Here is a 14,443-nt window from a genome sequence, read left to right as displayed (position 1 = left end):
CCATGGACATCCGCTCCCCAACAGCACTGCGTATCCTGATCGTGCATAACAGCTACCAGCAGCGCGGCGGCGAAGACGTCGTGGCCGAGGCCGAAGCGGCGCTGCTGCGCGCGGCGGGACACCAGGTGCAGCTGTACCTGCGCCACAATGACGAACTGCGCGCGATGTCCGCGCTGGCGGCCGGCGCCTCGGCGCTGTGGTCGCACCGCACCGGGCGCGAACTGGACCAGCTGTGCGCCGGCCAGCGTCCCGACGTGATCCACCTGCACAATACCTTCCCGCTGGTGTCGCCGGCGCCGTACTGGGTGGCGTCCCGGCACGGCATTCCCGTGGTGCAGACGCTGCACAATTTCCGCCTGCTCTGCCCGCAGGCGACGTTCTTGCGTGACGGGAAGATTTGCCGGGATTGCGCCGGCAGGGCGCCGTGGCGCGCGGTCGTGCACGGATGCTACCGCGATTCCCGCATGCAGTCGGCCGTTGCCACCGGCGCGCTGGTCGCGCACCGGCTGGCCGGCACCTACCGGCAACCGCTGGCGCACTACATCGCACTCAGCCATTTCAGCCGAGACCAGTTCATCGCGGCCGGCTGGCCGGCGGCGCGGCTGCACCTCAAACCGAATTTCGTGGCGCCCTCGGGCGCCCCGGCGTGGAGCGGGCGCGCCGGCGGACTGTATGTCGGACGGCTGTCGCCGGAAAAAGGCGTGCCCCAGCTCCTGGCGGCATTACCGCAGCTGCGGCAGCGCGCCGCGCGGGACGGCCGTCCCCTGCAACTGCGCGTGGTGGGCGACGGCCCCCTGGCCGCCAGCGTGGCGCATGCGCTGCAACACGATTACCTGGGGCGGTGCGCGCCGGCCGAAGTCCGCACACTGCTGCACCGCAGCCAGTTCCTGGTGGCGCCCAGCACTTGCCTGGAGACCTTCGGCCTGGCCGCGGTGGAAGCGTATTCGTGCGGCGTGCCGGTGATCGCCTGCGCCCACGGCGGCCTGGGGGAACTGGTCGAAGACGGCGTCACGGGTTTGCTGGCCGCGCCCGGCGATGTGGCCGACCTGGCCGCGAAAATCACCTGGGCCCACAACCACCCGGAACAATTGCTGCGCATGGGACAGGCGGCGTATCAGCGTTACCTGGAACGCTATACGCCGCAACACAACCTGGTGCGGCTGGAACAGATTTATCACACCGCCATGCGGTCGCGCGGCGGCCAACTCTCAGGAGGCCTGAATGAAACTCGCATCGCATGAAGTGCTGGGCGCCCGCATCGCCGCCCTGGACTGGGACGCCACCGTGGCGCAATTGCTGGAGTGGGGCCGGCAGCGGGCATCGCGCTACGTTTGCCTGTGCAACGTGCATTCGGTCGTGACCAGCACCCGTAACCGGCAATTTCACGCCGTGATCGACAATGCCGACCTGGCGGCGCCGGACGGCGCCCCGGTGGCCTGGGCGGTCGGACATTTCGCCCGCCAGCGCCAGGAGCGCATCAACGGACCGGACATGATGCAGCGCTACATGGCCGCGGCGCAAGACTGCGGCCAGAGCGTGTACCTGTATGGCTGCAGCCCCGCCACCCTGGACGCTTTGCAGCTGGCGATCGCGCGCGACTTCCCTCGCCTGCGCATTGCCGGCGCCTGCGCGCCACCCTACCGTGAGCTCAGCGCGGACGAAGACCAGGCCGACGTCGATGCGATCAACCGTTCCGGCGCCAACATGGTGTTCGTCGCACTGGGTTGCCCCAAGCAGGAATTGTGGATGGGCGCCCATTGCGGCCGGGTGGCCGCGCCCATGATCGGCGTGGGCGCCGCGTTCGACTACCACGCCGGTGTGGTGCGGCGCGCGCCGCTGTGGTGGCAGCGGCATGGACTCGAGTGGCTGTACCGGCTGGCCAGCGAACCGCGCCGCCTGGCCGGCCGCTACCTGGTGACCAATTCCCTGTTCATCCTGGGCATGGCACGCCAGCTGGGCGCCCGGCGGCTGCGATGAGCCCGGTCTCGTCCGACAGTCCGCCCGGCTATGACCCGAACCGCCTGTTCGATCACTTGCTGGGCCTGCTCAATCTGAAAAATGACGCGGCGCTGTCGCGCTTGCTGGAAATCGAGCCCCCCACCATCAGCAAGATCCGGCACCGGCGGATGCGGGTCGGCGCCGGCCTGCTGCTACGCTTGCATGAGGTCAGCGAACTCAGTATCCAGGAATTGCGCGACTTGATGGGCGACCGGCGGGGCCGCATCCGGCTGGCGGATTAGCGGTCCCGCGCGGCGCCATCACCGCGTTACGGCTTTGTTACATCACCGCGCCTGGCAATTACTGGGCGCGCAGCGGGTGCGGATAGGCATACGGCGTGTAGCCTGGTTTCTGGGTCAGGAAGTAATCGCGGTTCAGCACGAGCGACGCCGGGCAGGTATTGTCGATACCGTTGCTGGTGTAGCCGTTTTGCGGATTCGCGGTATTGTTCCAGATATACACCGAACGCGACTGGTCCGGCCCCGGGTAGGTCCCGCAGCCGAAGCCTTCCACCATCAGTTCCACGGTGCGGCTGATGGTGGCGGGCGCGGTGTTGTTGAACACCACGCCGTCGCCGCCACGGATGCCGACCGCGGAGCGCTGCAAGCCGCCGCTGATATTGGTGGAATACGCGTTGTTATAGATCTCGAAGCTGCGCGAGCCGCGCGGTGACGACGACAGCCCGTGCACATCGGTCATCGCATAGTCCTTGGCGGCATCGGTGCCGACCACCTTGTTATGGCGGAACACGTACACCGAACCGTTGTTGGAAGCGATGTTGTGGCGGTTGCCGGAGAAGTAATTATCTTCCACGAACACCGCGTTGGCCGACCCCAGGCTCAGCGCCGGCCAGGCGCCGCCGCCATACACCACCACGCCGTACCCGAGGTTGCGCAGGCTGGCGCTGTAGTTATCGATGAAATTATTCTTGTAGATCACGCCGCGCTGGTTCGGCGCATCGCCGACAAACACCGCGCTGAAGATAAATTTCGTGAATTTCGAGTCGGTGACACGGAAATCCCTGCAGCCATTGAGCAGCCCCAGGCCTTTATCCTGGATCGCGCCATTGCCGTTGCCAACCAGTGTCATGCCGGAGAACGTCGCTGGTTTACCGTTGGAACAGTTATAGGCCACCAGGTAGGCGGTATTGGACACCGCGCCCACGCGCCGGATCGTGGTCTTGTCCTGCCCCGCGCCGCGCAACGCCACCCCGCCCGGCACGTTCAATTGCTGGGTTCCCCAGCTGCAATCGCCGGCGGGGATGATCACCGTGCTGCCGGCCGGCGCCGCCGTGACCGCCGCCGACACCGCGGCAAAGCTGCAACCGTTGGCGGGAATTTGCGGCCCGCTGGTGACGGGTGGCGTCGGCGTTGGCGTGGGTGTCGGAGTCGGCGTTGGCGTAGGTGTCGGCGTTGGCGTCGGGGATGGCGCCGGCGCGGTACAGGTGTAGGGATTCCAGAAATACGTGCTGATGATCGGATCCCAGCCCGGGTTGTCATGCTCGGCGATATACAGCTTGCCGTTGTCAGGGTAGGACACGATGGCGCCGGTCTTGTATTGCACACCCCCGCGCCAGGTTGGATAGCTGCAGGCGGTGCCGGTACCGGGGTCGGTGCCGGGCGCCGGTGGCGGCGTGGTCGGTGTGCAGCTGTACGGGTTCCAGAAATACGTGCTGATGACCGGATCCCAGCCGGGATTGTCGTGCTCGGCAATATAAAACTGGCCATTCTCGGGGTAGCGGACGATGTTGCCCGTGACGTACTTGGTGCCCCATTTGTAATCAGGGAACGTACAGCTGGTGGCGGCGCCACCCATCTTGACGGCCTGTGCGGCAACAGCCGCATCGGTGGAGCTGTCAGGATTGCCACCGCAGCCTGCCAACAAAATCGCAGCGCTGAAAGACAGGACCGACACGGCCACTCCGGAAGGTGAATTGCAGGAATACATAGAAAGCCCTTTGTAGAAAAAACGCAAGAAAATAACGTGAAGTAATTTTTATTTGCGTCAATCTTAAGGGCCAAACTTTTCTATCTACAAGAAATTTTTCACATTATGAAATATCCATGGAAGTTTAATAATTTAAAGACAATTAATGGCTGATATGGCTCTGAAATGGATAAATTGCAAGCACGATAGCTGTAGATGGCGACATTTAATTGAAATACACGGGATTTCTCGGATCTTCCCGAAAGATCCCTCATGGCATTTGCACTACACCGCTTTTACCGAAAAATGCAAGCTCAGCTAACCTGTAATTTGTCAAGCGTTGCGGAACAGCCACACTGCGCGCCACGCGCCCTAAAAACCGGTCCAGCAGGTCCCATGCCCGCAGCCGGTCGATGTCGGCCGAATGCGCCCATAAATGGAACACGCCCCCCTGTTTCTCCGCCAACGCCAGCAAGCCATCGAGCCGGCGCTCCCAATCCCCGGCCCGCAGCGCGACGCCCAGGCCGGGGGCACGGCGCACCCAGCCCCCGCCACTGGCAAAATTGCGCAGGTAGACCGCGGCGGTATGCGGAAAAAATTGGCAGGTGGTGGCCATGTCATACGGGCCGGGGCCGGCATGGCAGGCCAGGTTGACCGTGGTGCGGGCGTAGGCAAAGCCCGCCGCGCGCACCAGCTCCCGGTGACTCCGGCGGTAGCGCCCGCCGGGATAGCAAAACCCGTGCACCGCGTTGCCGAGGAGATCTTCCAGCGCTCGCTTGCCATCGACGATTTCCCGCGCCGCCCGCTGCGGCGGGACCCGGGTCAGGAACTGGTGCGTCAGGGTATGGGAACCGATTTCAAAGCGGCTGCCCAATTCGCGCAGCGCGGGCGCGGCCATGACGGGCGGCCCCTCCTGGTTCGACAATGGGACAAAAAACGTGCCGTGCAAGCCATGGTGCGCCAGCAGCGCCGCGAATTTCAGGTCGGATGGATGGCCATCATCGACGGAACAGGTGAACCACAGCATCGTTGCCGCTCCCCGCGGCCGCGCCGCATTACGGGGTGGCCTGGCCATATCCATACGGTCTCATCCGCCTGCCATCCCCACGCCCACCCTAGCAACAGGACCGTCGGCGCGTTTGTCCGCCAGCCGTGCCGCACCTGACGAAACACAAGACGGCTGGCGCGCAAATGTGCCTGGCCGGGCTTTCGCCGGTGCATGATTGCTTAAAAATTGATTGCGGAGACAGAACTGACGGGCTTCTTCCCTTACATTGCCATTGTCGTTATGGCAAACTCCATCGCCGAACCATCCACCATCGCTAGTAAGCGGCAAGTGATGTTTCCGCCTCCGCCAATCACTGTTTCCACAAGGCAGCCATGATCCCCGTAAAGCACGATATCCACGCCCTGACGCAGGCCGCCAATGCCTGCCTGGGCTGTGCCATGCGCGAGCGCTGTTTTACCGCCACCCTCGACGATGACGACACGGTACGCGTGGGCCGCCTGGTCGAACGGCGCCGGACCTTGCCGCGCGGTCAATGGCTGTACCGTGCCGGGACCCAGGTGCACGGCCGTGTGTATGCCCTGCGGCGCGGCGATGTGAAAATCGTCCAGGAAGCCGGCGACGGGCGGGGCTTCATCGACCGCTTTCCCCGTGAAGGCGACATTGTTGGACTCGACACCATCAGCCTGAGCCAGCATATCAACAGCGCCGTCACCCTCAATACGGTCGAAGTGTGCGAACTGTCCTTCAGCGCGCTGCAGCGGATGGCCTCCAATCACCCCGCGCTGCGATCGGTGATGTTCGGGCTGATGCAGCAACAGTTGCAGCAACAGCGCGCCATCACCTTACGGCTGCATAACAATAACGCGCGGCAGCGCCTGATGGGTGCGCTGATCGCGCTGGGAGGCCTGCAAGCGCAGTCCGGCGCCGGTGGCATGCGCCTGCGCCTGCCGATGTCGCGCCAGGATCTCGCCGATCACCTGGGCATCGGCCGCACCACCGTCAGCCGCCTGCTGAGCGAATTGCAGGCAGAGGGACAGTTGCTGGTCAACGGGCGCGTGTTGACGATCCCCGCCGCCGCCATCCCGGCGGGCGGCGGCGGCCAGCCGCCACTGTCCCTCCCTGCCAGCGCCCCTGGATAACGTATGCACCAGCGAAAGAACAGCATGCGCAACCGGCGCAGCGAACGCAGCCTGGGACGGCGCGCCACCGACGCCTCGACACTGCAACTGGTGCGGGAAGACGAGCGCTCCCATATCGCACGCGAACTGCATGACGACCTGGGCCAATTGCTGGCCACGCTGCGGGTCGACATGGCCTTGCTGGCAAAGGTCCAGGCCTTGCCTCCCGCCGCCGCCGCGCAGCTCCACGGCATGGACAAGTTGCTGCTGACGGCCATCACCTCGATGCACCGCGTCGCCCGCAACCTGCGCCCCCAAGCCCTGGACGGCGGCGGCCTGTACCATGGCTTGCAAGCCATGTGCCTGGACTTTGCCCGGCGCCACCCCTTGCAGTGCGAACTCGACATCGTGGAATCCGAACTGGATTTCGACGTTGGCTACAGCACCACGGTGTACCGCATCGTGCAGGAATCATTGACCAATGTGGGCCGCCACGCGCAGGCGCGCAATGTGTGTGTGTCGGTGCGCCGCCAGGACAGCATGCTGCGCATCCGCATCGAGGATGACGGCATCGGCCTGGACGCCGGGAGCTTGCATAAGCCGCGTTCGTTGGGACTGGTCGGCATGCGCGAGCGGGTGATGGCGCTGAACGGGAAAATCTCGGTGCGCGGCCAGGGCGGCACGCGGATTATGGCGCTGTTGCCGCTGCCGGTTGGCTGAGCGGCAACACCTGGTGGAACCCGGGAAATGGATGCGTTCGTCACCGTCCCCTCCACCGAACGCCTGGCCAATTCCACCTTCGCCGCCAAGCCCGTGTTCAGCCTTGACCATGGCAACATCCTGTATGCCCTCGATGGCCCCGTGCGGATAAAGTCGCCAACGCGCGCAGTCTCAATGATATGAAGGACCTGGTCGTTGTCAGCCTGGGAGCGGTGGAGTGGGAAACGGACAACCACTGGCACCCCACGATGCACGCGATCTGGCCATCCGGCGCCCGTGCGCGGACACGCGCCGGTTAATCCCCAGATAATCTTCCCTGCTTAAAGTCATCCCAACAGCCGTTTTCGAGGGATGCCATGTTGAGCGCCAAGACTGAATTGCCCGCCGTGCCCGCGGAAAGTGCCGGGAAATCCGGTACGATCGCCCTGTTCCCGCGCGGCGCCGCAGGCAGGAACGAACTGGAGCGTTTTATTGCCCGCTCGTTCCGCGCCAGCTATGGCGCCGAAGTGAATCATTTCAGCGACGTCCTGCTTGGCCAGCGCGACAGCGCGGGACACCTGGTCGCCGCGCTGGGCTTTACTCCGGCCGCCGGCCGCCACCTGTTCCTTGAACATTACCTCGACGCCCCGGTGGAAGAGGCTATCGGCGCCCACGCGCGCGGCCCGGTGGATCGGAACACCATTGTCGAAGTCGGCAACCTGGCCGCGCTGCGGCCGGGCGCGGCACGCGCCCTGATCATCAGCACCACGCAACTGTTGAACGGGCTCGGCTTGCGTTGGGTGGTCTTTACCGCCACCGCCAGCCTGCTCAATTCTTTCAGCCGTCTCCGCCTTCAGCCCCATGTGCTGGCCCCGGCCGATCCAGCCCGCCTGCCCGATGGCGGTCAACGCTGGGGCAGCTATTACGACACCCAACCCAAAGTCATGTTCGGCGATATCCATTATGGTTTTAGACAACTTGCCTGATCTCTTTCCCGGCGCCCGCACCGTCCTCAGCGACGGCAGCGAGCACCTCGACGCCAACGCCCTGGCAGCGCGCGTAAACCGCCTGTGCGCCGCCTTGCTGGCGCGCCGCGCGCCGCACGCGCCAGTGGCCATCCTGGCCGACAACGGCCCGGAATGGCTGGTGGCCGACCTCGCCACACAGCAACTGGGTTTGACACTGGTGCCCTTGCCACTGTTTTTCACACCGCCCCAATGGGGCCACGTGCTGAAGGAAAGCGGCGCCGGCGCCGTGCTGGCCCCACCCGGCTCGCCGCTGGCGGGGTTCGGCTTCGGCGCGCCGGCCGACTACGGTGCCCCGCTGCGGCTCTACGAGGCCGCCGGCGCGGCCGACCAGCCCGCACCGCCGCACACCCAGAAGATCACCTTCACTTCCGGCACCACCGCCAGCCCCAAGGGCGTCTGCCTGTCCACCGCGCAGCAGTGGGAACTGGCGCGCACGCTGCAGCAGGGCGTCGCGCCGCTGCGCCTGGAACGGCATTTGTGCCTGTTGCCGTTCGCGGTCTTATTGGAAAACATCGCCGGCCCGTATACCGCGATGCTGAGCGGGGCCACCACCATCTGCCCGCCGCTCGCGGAAATCGGCCTGGCCGGCGCCAGCCAGTTTGATCCGCTACGCTGCCTGGACGCCATCGCGCGCCACCAGCCACACAGCATTATCGTGCTGCCACAAATGCTGCAAGCCCTGGTCGCGGCCATGGCGCCCAACGATGCCCGCACCACTAGCCTGCGCTTCGTCGCGGTTGGCGGCGCCAGGGTGCCGGCGCGGCTGCTGGCGGCGGCGCGACAGCGCGGCCTGCCGGTGTTCGAGGGCTACGGCCTGACGGAATGCTGCTCGGTGGTGGCGCTCAATTTGCCCGGCGCGGAACGGCCCGGCAGCGTCGGCCGGCCGCTGCCGCACCGGCCGGTGCGCATTGCCGCCGATGGCGAGATCGAAGTCGGCGGTGCGCCGGCCCATTACCTGGGTCAGCCGGCCGGCAGCCTGGACTGGCTGGCCACGGGCGACCTGGGCCATCTGGACCAAGACGGCTTCCTGTACATCGATGGCCGCAAGAAGGACATCCTGATCACCGGCTATGGCCGCAATGTGTCGCCGGAATGGCCGGAAGCCGCCCTGCTGGGCAGCGGCTTGCTGGCGCAGGCTCTGGTGGTGGGTGACGGCCTGCCATGGCTGGCGGCATTGCTGGTGCCGGCGACGGAGCGGCTCACGCCGGCCCAGCTGCAGCAGGCCGTCGACCTGGCCAACCGGGAATTGCCGGACTATGCCCAGGTACGGCGCTGGGCCGTGGCGCCACCTTTCACGTCCGCCAACGGCCTGGCCACGCCCAACGGCCGGCCGCGCCGCGCCGCGATCCTGCAACAGCACGCCGCGCTGATCACTTCCCTGTATGAGCCACTGGAGTTACCCGTATGAGTTTTTTCGACACCCTGAAAGCCGGCACCGAACTGGAACGCCAGCAACTGTTTGCCACTCCCATCATCCAGGACGCGCTGCGCGGCCAGGCCAGCACCGGGCAATACATCGCCTTCCTGGGCCAGGCCTACCACCACGTTAAACACACGGTGCCGCTGCTGATGGCGTGCGGCAGCCGCCTCGGCCCCGACTACGAGTGGCTGCGCACCGCCATGGCCGAATACATTGACGAGGAAGTCGGGCACCAGGAATGGATCCTGTCCGATATCGCCGCCTGCGGCGGCGAACCGGACGCGGTACGCCATGGCCAGCCCCACGCCAGCACCGAGCTGATGGTCGCCTACGCCTACCACCAGGTCGATCGTGGCAACCCGGTCGGTTTCCTCGGCATGGTGCACGTGCTGGAAGGCACCAGCACGGCGCTGGCGACCCATGCGGCCGACACCCTGCGCGGCGCGCTGGGCCTGCCACTCGAAGCATTCACTTACCTCGCTTCGCATGGCACCCTGGACATCGGCCATGTGGCCTTCTTCGAGGACCTGGTCAATCGCCTCACGCGCCCGGCCGACCAGCAGGCCGTGCTGCACGTGGCGCGCATGATGTACCAGCTATATGGGGACGTGTTCCGCAGCTTGCCTCACGGCGGCGCTTTGTTTGAACAGGCGGCGTGATATGGGCCGGCGCACTCCCCAACGCTATCGCGCCGTCCTGACCGGCGCCGGCGGCGGCATTGGTTCCGCCATCGCGCGCCGCCTGGCGCCGCAAGCGGACGCCTTGTTGCTGGTCGGGCGCCAAGCCGCCCCGCTGCGGGCCCTGCAAGCCGAACTGGGCAGCCACGTCCAGGTGGTCTGCGGCGACCTGACGGCGCCGGAAACGCTGGCGGCCATCGAGCAGGCGGCCGGCGCGGCCGGCGGCCTCAACCTGCTGGTCAACAATGCCGGCGTCAGCCAGTTCCACAGCTTCCAGACGCAGTCGCCCGACACCATCCGCGCCATGCTCGACACCAACTTGCTGGCGCCGATGTTGCTCACGCGCCAGTTGCTGCCCCTGCTGCACCAAGCCCCGTCGGCCCAGGTGGTTAATATCGGCTCCGTGTTCGGCATGCTGGGTTATCCCGGTTTCGCCGTCTATGGCGCCAGCAAGGCCGGCCTGCAAGGGTTTTCCCAGGCGCTGCGGCGCGAACTGGCCGACAGCGCCATCGAGGTGCGCCATTTCGCACCGCGCGCCACCCGTACCGCCATCAACAGCGCGGCCGTGGACGCCATGAACACCGCGCTCGGCACCGCCCAGGACACGCCGGAAACCGTCGCGGCCGCCTTCGCGGAATTCCTGGCCGGCGGCGCCTGGCAAGCCACCATGGGGCGCAAGGAGCGTTTCTTTGTCCTGCTCAACCGGCTGCTCCCCGCCCTGCCCGACGACGCAATCCGCAAGCAACTGGGGGTGATCCGCCAGTACTTGCCGAAATAAATCCGCCCCCACAAACCAACGCGACCTATCCTATGAAATCCATTGCCCAACTCATCGCCCTGTTCCTGCTGCCGGCGGCTCTCGCCTTTGCGGGCGCGCCCGAAGACGTCAGCAGCCTGCAACAAAAGTGGGAACAGATCCGCTATAAGACGCCCGCGACGGCCCAGGAAGCGCAGTACGAACAACTGGTGGCCGAGGCAAAAAAAACCGCCGCCGCCAATCCCGGCAGTGCCGAAATCCTGGTCTGGTACGGTATTATTGAATCGACCTACGCCGGCGCCAAAGGCGGCCTGGGCGCGCTAACGCATGTGAAGAGCGCCAAGAAATCGCTGGAACAGGCGCTGGCGATCAACCCCGACGCCCTGTCCGGGTCCGCCTATACCAGCCTCGGTTCGCTGTACTACCAGGTGCCTGGCTGGCCGATCGGCTTTGGCGATGACAAGAAAGCGCTGGAATACCTGAAGAAGGGGCTGGCCATCAACCCGGACGGCATCGACCCCAACTACTTTTACGGCGATTTCCTGTTCCGCAAGGGTGAACTGGCGGAAGCGGAACGCGCGCTGAACAAGGCGCTGCAAGCGGCGCCCCGCCCGGGCCGCAAGGTGTCCGACGAGGGCCGGCGCGGGGAGATCGAGCAATTGCTGGCGAAAATCGCCGCCATGCGTAAATGAATACAGCCAGTGGAGGCCGCATCCTTGAAAATCCTGCTCGTCGAAGATGACGCCCTGCTAGCCAGCGGCTTGCTGGTGGCGCTGCGCCGCGCCAGTTATACGGTCGAACATGTCGGCGACGGCCCGGCCGCGATCCAGGCGCTGGCGCACAACCCGTTCGACCTGATGGTGCTGGATCTGGGCTTGCCGACGCTGGATGGCACCGACGTGCTGCGGGCCGTGCGCGCCAGCGCCAACCCGATTCCCGTGCTGGTGTTGTCGGCGCGCGATGCCACCCGCGACCGGGTAAAGGGGCTGGACCTGGGCGCGGACGACTACCTGGTCAAGCCATTCGAGCTGGACGAACTCCTGGCCCGCCTGCGCGTACTATTGCGGCGCCGCAGCGGCCGCCAGGTCAACCAAGTGACCTTGGGCGACCTGGCCCTGAACCCGGAGAACCTGAGCACCACGTGGCAGGGCCGGCCGGTCGAATTGCAGCGGCTGGAATTCATGCTCCTGCTGCAACTGGCGGAAAACCCGCAGCGCGTATTCAACCGCGCCCAGCTGGAGGAGTCGTTGTACGGCTGGGGCGAAGGCGCGGAAAGCAACACCATCGATGTGCATGTGCACCATTTGCGCCGCAAAATCAGCCCGGCCGTCATCAAGACCATCCGCGGCGTCGGCTACCGGATCGGCGACCTGGCCGCGCAAAGCCGATGAGGCACGGCCAATACTCGGTCCGCCGGCGCCTGGTCGCGGCGACGCTGCTGTGCATGGTTGTCATCTTCCTGGGCATCGGCATCGGCGCGCGCGCCGTGGCGCGCCATGAATCGGTGGAACTGTTCAGCGCGCGCCTGGCCACCTCGGCGCGGGTGCTCGAAGCGCTGGTGGCGCGCCAGCTCGAGCATGCCACGATCAGCGCGCCCATCGTGATTGCCCTGCCGCATGAGATCGAGTCTTCCACCAGCGACGAACCGGAAGTGTTTGGCCACCGCTATGAAACCAAGATCGCCTTCCAGGTCTGGCGCGATAATGGCGTGCTGCTGGCCAAGTCGGCCTCGGCCCCCTCCAAGGCCCTGGCGCCGCTGCGCGCGGGGTATTCGGAAAACCATATTGAAAGTGCCGACTGGCAAGTTTTCGCCCTCCAGTCCGGCACCATCTGGGTGTTGACCGCCGAGCTGGATGAGGTCCGCCAAGAAATGTCGGACGACATCGGCATGTCCATCCTGGTGCCGCTGGCGATCGGCGGCGTGCTGATGCTGGCGGCTGTCAACCTGCTGATCCTGCACAATATGCGCCCACTGTCGGAGTTGGCTGCCCGCATCGCGGCGCGCGAGCCGGAATCGCTGGAACCGGTCACCTTGCGGGAAACCCCGCTGGAACTGGCACCCATCGTCACCGAACTGAATCACCTGCTCGACCGCATCCGCGCCGCCTTCCAGCGCGAGCAGCGCTTCCTCAACGCCGCCGCGCACGAAATCCGCACGCCGATTGCCGCCATCCAGCTGCACCTGGACAACGCCACACGCGCCGCCACGCGGGCGCAGCGCGACGCTTCATTGGAGCAGGCCATGGCCGGCGCGCGCCGCACCAGCAAACTGGCAGAACAATTGCTCACGCTGAGCCGCATCGCGTCCGGTGGCGACCACCTGCAATTCCAAACCCTGTCCTTGAGGGCGCTGTGCTGCGACGTGATAGCCGCCATGGACCCGCTGCTCGACCGCCGCGGCCAGAGCATCGGCCTCGATGCCGCGCACGATTGCGAAGTCCGGGGCGAACCAGCGCAACTGTATCGCATGCTGCAAAATTTGATCGACAACGCTTCCGTCCATGGCGCGCCGCACGGCGACATCCAGGTTACGCTGGAATCCGGCGCGGATGGCGCCATCCTCGGCGTGGCCAATGACGGTCCGCCCATCCCGGAACAGGAACGGGACAAACTGTTTACGCCGTATTACCGCTTGCCGGGTACCGTACCCGGCGGCCATGGTCTCGGCTTGGCGATCGTGCTTGAAATCGTCGACCGGCATCACGGCACGATCGATGTCGGCCCCCGGCCCGATGGCCAGGGTACCCTGGTGCGTGTGAAATTGCCCCGCGACGCCGGAATGGGCGCCCGGCCGGCTTGACGCACCGGCAAGCGGACCTGGCACGTGATCGTCGCTTGATACCAAGGACAACAACCTGGTCGCCGTTTGCGCGAACCGACTACGCAAGCGCTGAGGGCGCCGCCCTCAATCCCTGAATGCCGGCGCACGTTTGGCCATGCCGGCCATCATGGCTTCCTGCAGGTCGGCCGACATCAGCATCGCCGCGTTCCAGGTCGCGTTGTAGTTGAGGCCATCGGCCACCGAATGGTCGCGCGCATAGGTAATCATTTCCTTGACGCCGCGCACCGCCAGCGGCGCCTTGGCGGCGATCTCCGCCGCGATCGCGCACACCCCGTCGCGCAGCGCTTCGGGCGACTCGTACACGCGGTTGACCAGGCGCATTTCCCGGGCCTCGGCCGCGTCGAACTTGCGGCCGGTATAGGCCAGTTCGCGCGCCATGCCGTCACCGATCAGTTTCGGCAGGCGCTGCAAGGTGCCCACGTCGGCCGTCATGCCGATATCGATTTCCTTGATGCTGAACCACGCGTCGGCCGAACAGTAGCGCATGTCGGCGCACGTGATCAGGTCGATCCCGCCGCCGACGCAGGCGCCGTGCACCGCCGCCAGCACCGGCTTGCGGCAGCGTTCCAGGCTGGTCAAGGTGTCCTGCAAGTCGAGAATCACGCGGCGCAGCGCCTCGCGCATGCGGCCGTCGCAGTCATCCTGGATCTGGCCGCTCAGGCCCATCATCATTTGCAGGTCGATGCCCGAGGTGAAGGCGCGGCCCTCTCCTTCCAGCACCGCCACGCGCGCTTCCGGCAAGGCGTCGATGTATTCGAAGGCGCGGCGGATGTCGCGCCACATCGCCAGGTTCATTGCATTCATCTTTTCCGGCCGGTTCAGGCGCACGGTGGCGATATGGTCGGCCACGCTGACGGTGACGGTTTCATAGGCAGGCAGTTCGGTGGGCATCGGGCGTCCGTGGGAATGGTGGAAAACCCCCATCTTCCTGTACATCTTCCCGAGGGGTCAACCTAAAGAAACGCCGGC

16 protein-coding genes are annotated in these 14,443 nt (G+C 65.7%); 13 read left to right on the top strand and 3 right to left on the bottom strand.

The features are described from left to right. Window positions 1-2 precede the first annotated feature (2 nt). From AC1RRC_RS02595 to AC1RRC_RS02585, 3 genes are read left to right on the top strand one after another with little or no spacing between them, the layout of a single operon-like run. Window positions 3-1,241, top strand: coding sequence for a glycosyltransferase family 4 protein (locus AC1RRC_RS02595; protein ID WP_493053683.1), 1,239 nt, complete (start codon window positions 3-5; stop codon window positions 1,239-1,241). Then, window positions 1,222-1,977: a WecB/TagA/CpsF family glycosyltransferase gene (locus tag AC1RRC_RS02590; protein WP_493053682.1), complete on the top strand. Its 756-nt coding sequence runs from the start codon at window positions 1,222-1,224 to the stop codon at window positions 1,975-1,977. Before AC1RRC_RS02595 ends, AC1RRC_RS02590 begins: the two co-directional genes overlap by 20 nt. After that, window positions 1,974-2,240 carry a hypothetical protein gene (locus tag AC1RRC_RS02585; protein WP_493053681.1) on the top strand — a complete coding sequence of 89 codons (267 nt, stop codon included), beginning with the start codon at window positions 1,974-1,976 and terminating at the stop codon, window positions 2,238-2,240. The genes AC1RRC_RS02590 and AC1RRC_RS02585 overlap by 4 nt, the downstream gene beginning before the upstream one ends. Window positions 2,241-2,298: 58 nt before the next feature. On the opposite strand, the gene AC1RRC_RS02580 is transcribed toward AC1RRC_RS02585, so the two are convergent. Then, complete coding sequence (locus tag AC1RRC_RS02580; RefSeq protein WP_493053680.1) at window positions 2,299-3,912, bottom strand: hypothetical protein; 1,614 nt, start codon at window positions 3,910-3,912, stop codon at window positions 2,299-2,301. Between the two features lie 283 nt (window positions 3,913-4,195). Then, entirely contained in the window at window positions 4,196-4,951 is a 756-nt protein-coding gene (locus AC1RRC_RS02575) for a polysaccharide deacetylase family protein (protein WP_493053679.1), read from the bottom strand. A 353-nt stretch (window positions 4,952-5,304) separates the two neighbouring features. Here AC1RRC_RS02575 and AC1RRC_RS02570 point away from each other — a divergent pair, with 353 nt between their 5' ends. From AC1RRC_RS02570 to AC1RRC_RS02525, 10 genes are all read left to right on the top strand, one after another. Beyond that, a complete protein-coding gene (locus tag AC1RRC_RS02570) occupies window positions 5,305-6,072 on the top strand; it encodes a helix-turn-helix domain-containing protein (protein WP_493053678.1) in 768 nt (255 codons plus the stop codon). A 3-nt stretch (window positions 6,073-6,075) separates the two neighbouring features. Next, window positions 6,076-6,771, top strand: coding sequence for a sensor histidine kinase (locus AC1RRC_RS02565; protein ID WP_493053677.1), 696 nt, complete (start codon window positions 6,076-6,078; stop codon window positions 6,769-6,771). A 27-nt stretch (window positions 6,772-6,798) separates the two neighbouring features. After that, window positions 6,799-6,954, top strand: a complete 156-nt coding sequence (locus AC1RRC_RS02560; protein ID WP_493053676.1) for a hypothetical protein — start codon at window positions 6,799-6,801, stop codon at window positions 6,952-6,954. Between the two features lie 173 nt (window positions 6,955-7,127). Continuing rightward, on the top strand, window positions 7,128-7,736 hold the full coding sequence (locus AC1RRC_RS02555; RefSeq protein ID WP_493053675.1) for a thermostable hemolysin: 609 nt from the start codon (window positions 7,128-7,130) through the stop codon (window positions 7,734-7,736). After that, a complete protein-coding gene (locus AC1RRC_RS02550) occupies window positions 7,714-9,186 on the top strand; it encodes an AMP-binding protein (RefSeq protein ID WP_493053674.1) in 1,473 nt (490 codons plus the stop codon). The genes AC1RRC_RS02555 and AC1RRC_RS02550 overlap by 23 nt, the downstream gene beginning before the upstream one ends. After that, the gene (locus AC1RRC_RS02545) at window positions 9,183-9,857 is read left to right on the top strand and encodes an iron-containing redox enzyme family protein (RefSeq protein ID WP_493053673.1); all 675 of its coding nucleotides are present in this window, start codon (window positions 9,183-9,185) and stop codon (window positions 9,855-9,857) included. The genes AC1RRC_RS02550 and AC1RRC_RS02545 overlap by 4 nt, the downstream gene beginning before the upstream one ends. Window position 9,858: 1 nt before the next feature. Continuing rightward, window positions 9,859-10,653 carry an SDR family oxidoreductase gene (locus AC1RRC_RS02540; RefSeq protein WP_493053672.1) on the top strand — a complete coding sequence of 265 codons (795 nt, stop codon included), beginning with the start codon at window positions 9,859-9,861 and terminating at the stop codon, window positions 10,651-10,653. Window positions 10,654-10,685: 32 nt separating this feature from the next. Beyond that, window positions 10,686-11,324, top strand: coding sequence for a tetratricopeptide repeat protein (locus AC1RRC_RS02535; protein WP_493053671.1), 639 nt, complete (start codon window positions 10,686-10,688; stop codon window positions 11,322-11,324). A gap of 24 nt (window positions 11,325-11,348) precedes the next feature. Continuing rightward, window positions 11,349-12,023, top strand: a complete 675-nt coding sequence (locus AC1RRC_RS02530) for a response regulator transcription factor (RefSeq protein ID WP_493053670.1) — start codon at window positions 11,349-11,351, stop codon at window positions 12,021-12,023. Further along, window positions 12,020-13,432, top strand: a complete 1,413-nt coding sequence (locus tag AC1RRC_RS02525; RefSeq protein WP_493053669.1) for a sensor histidine kinase — start codon at window positions 12,020-12,022, stop codon at window positions 13,430-13,432. The genes AC1RRC_RS02530 and AC1RRC_RS02525 overlap by 4 nt, the downstream gene beginning before the upstream one ends. Before the next feature lie 105 nt (window positions 13,433-13,537). Here the strand turns inward: AC1RRC_RS02525 and AC1RRC_RS02520 are convergent, their stop codons facing one another. Further along, complete coding sequence (locus AC1RRC_RS02520; RefSeq protein ID WP_493053668.1) at window positions 13,538-14,365, bottom strand: crotonase/enoyl-CoA hydratase family protein; 828 nt, start codon at window positions 14,363-14,365, stop codon at window positions 13,538-13,540. Window positions 14,366-14,443: the final 78 nt, after the last annotated feature.

Source organism: Pseudoduganella sp. GW821-FHT12E03 (assembly GCF_058807115.1).
Note: the sequence above shows the minus strand (reverse complement) of the source record. Positions and strands in the feature narration are given on the sequence as shown.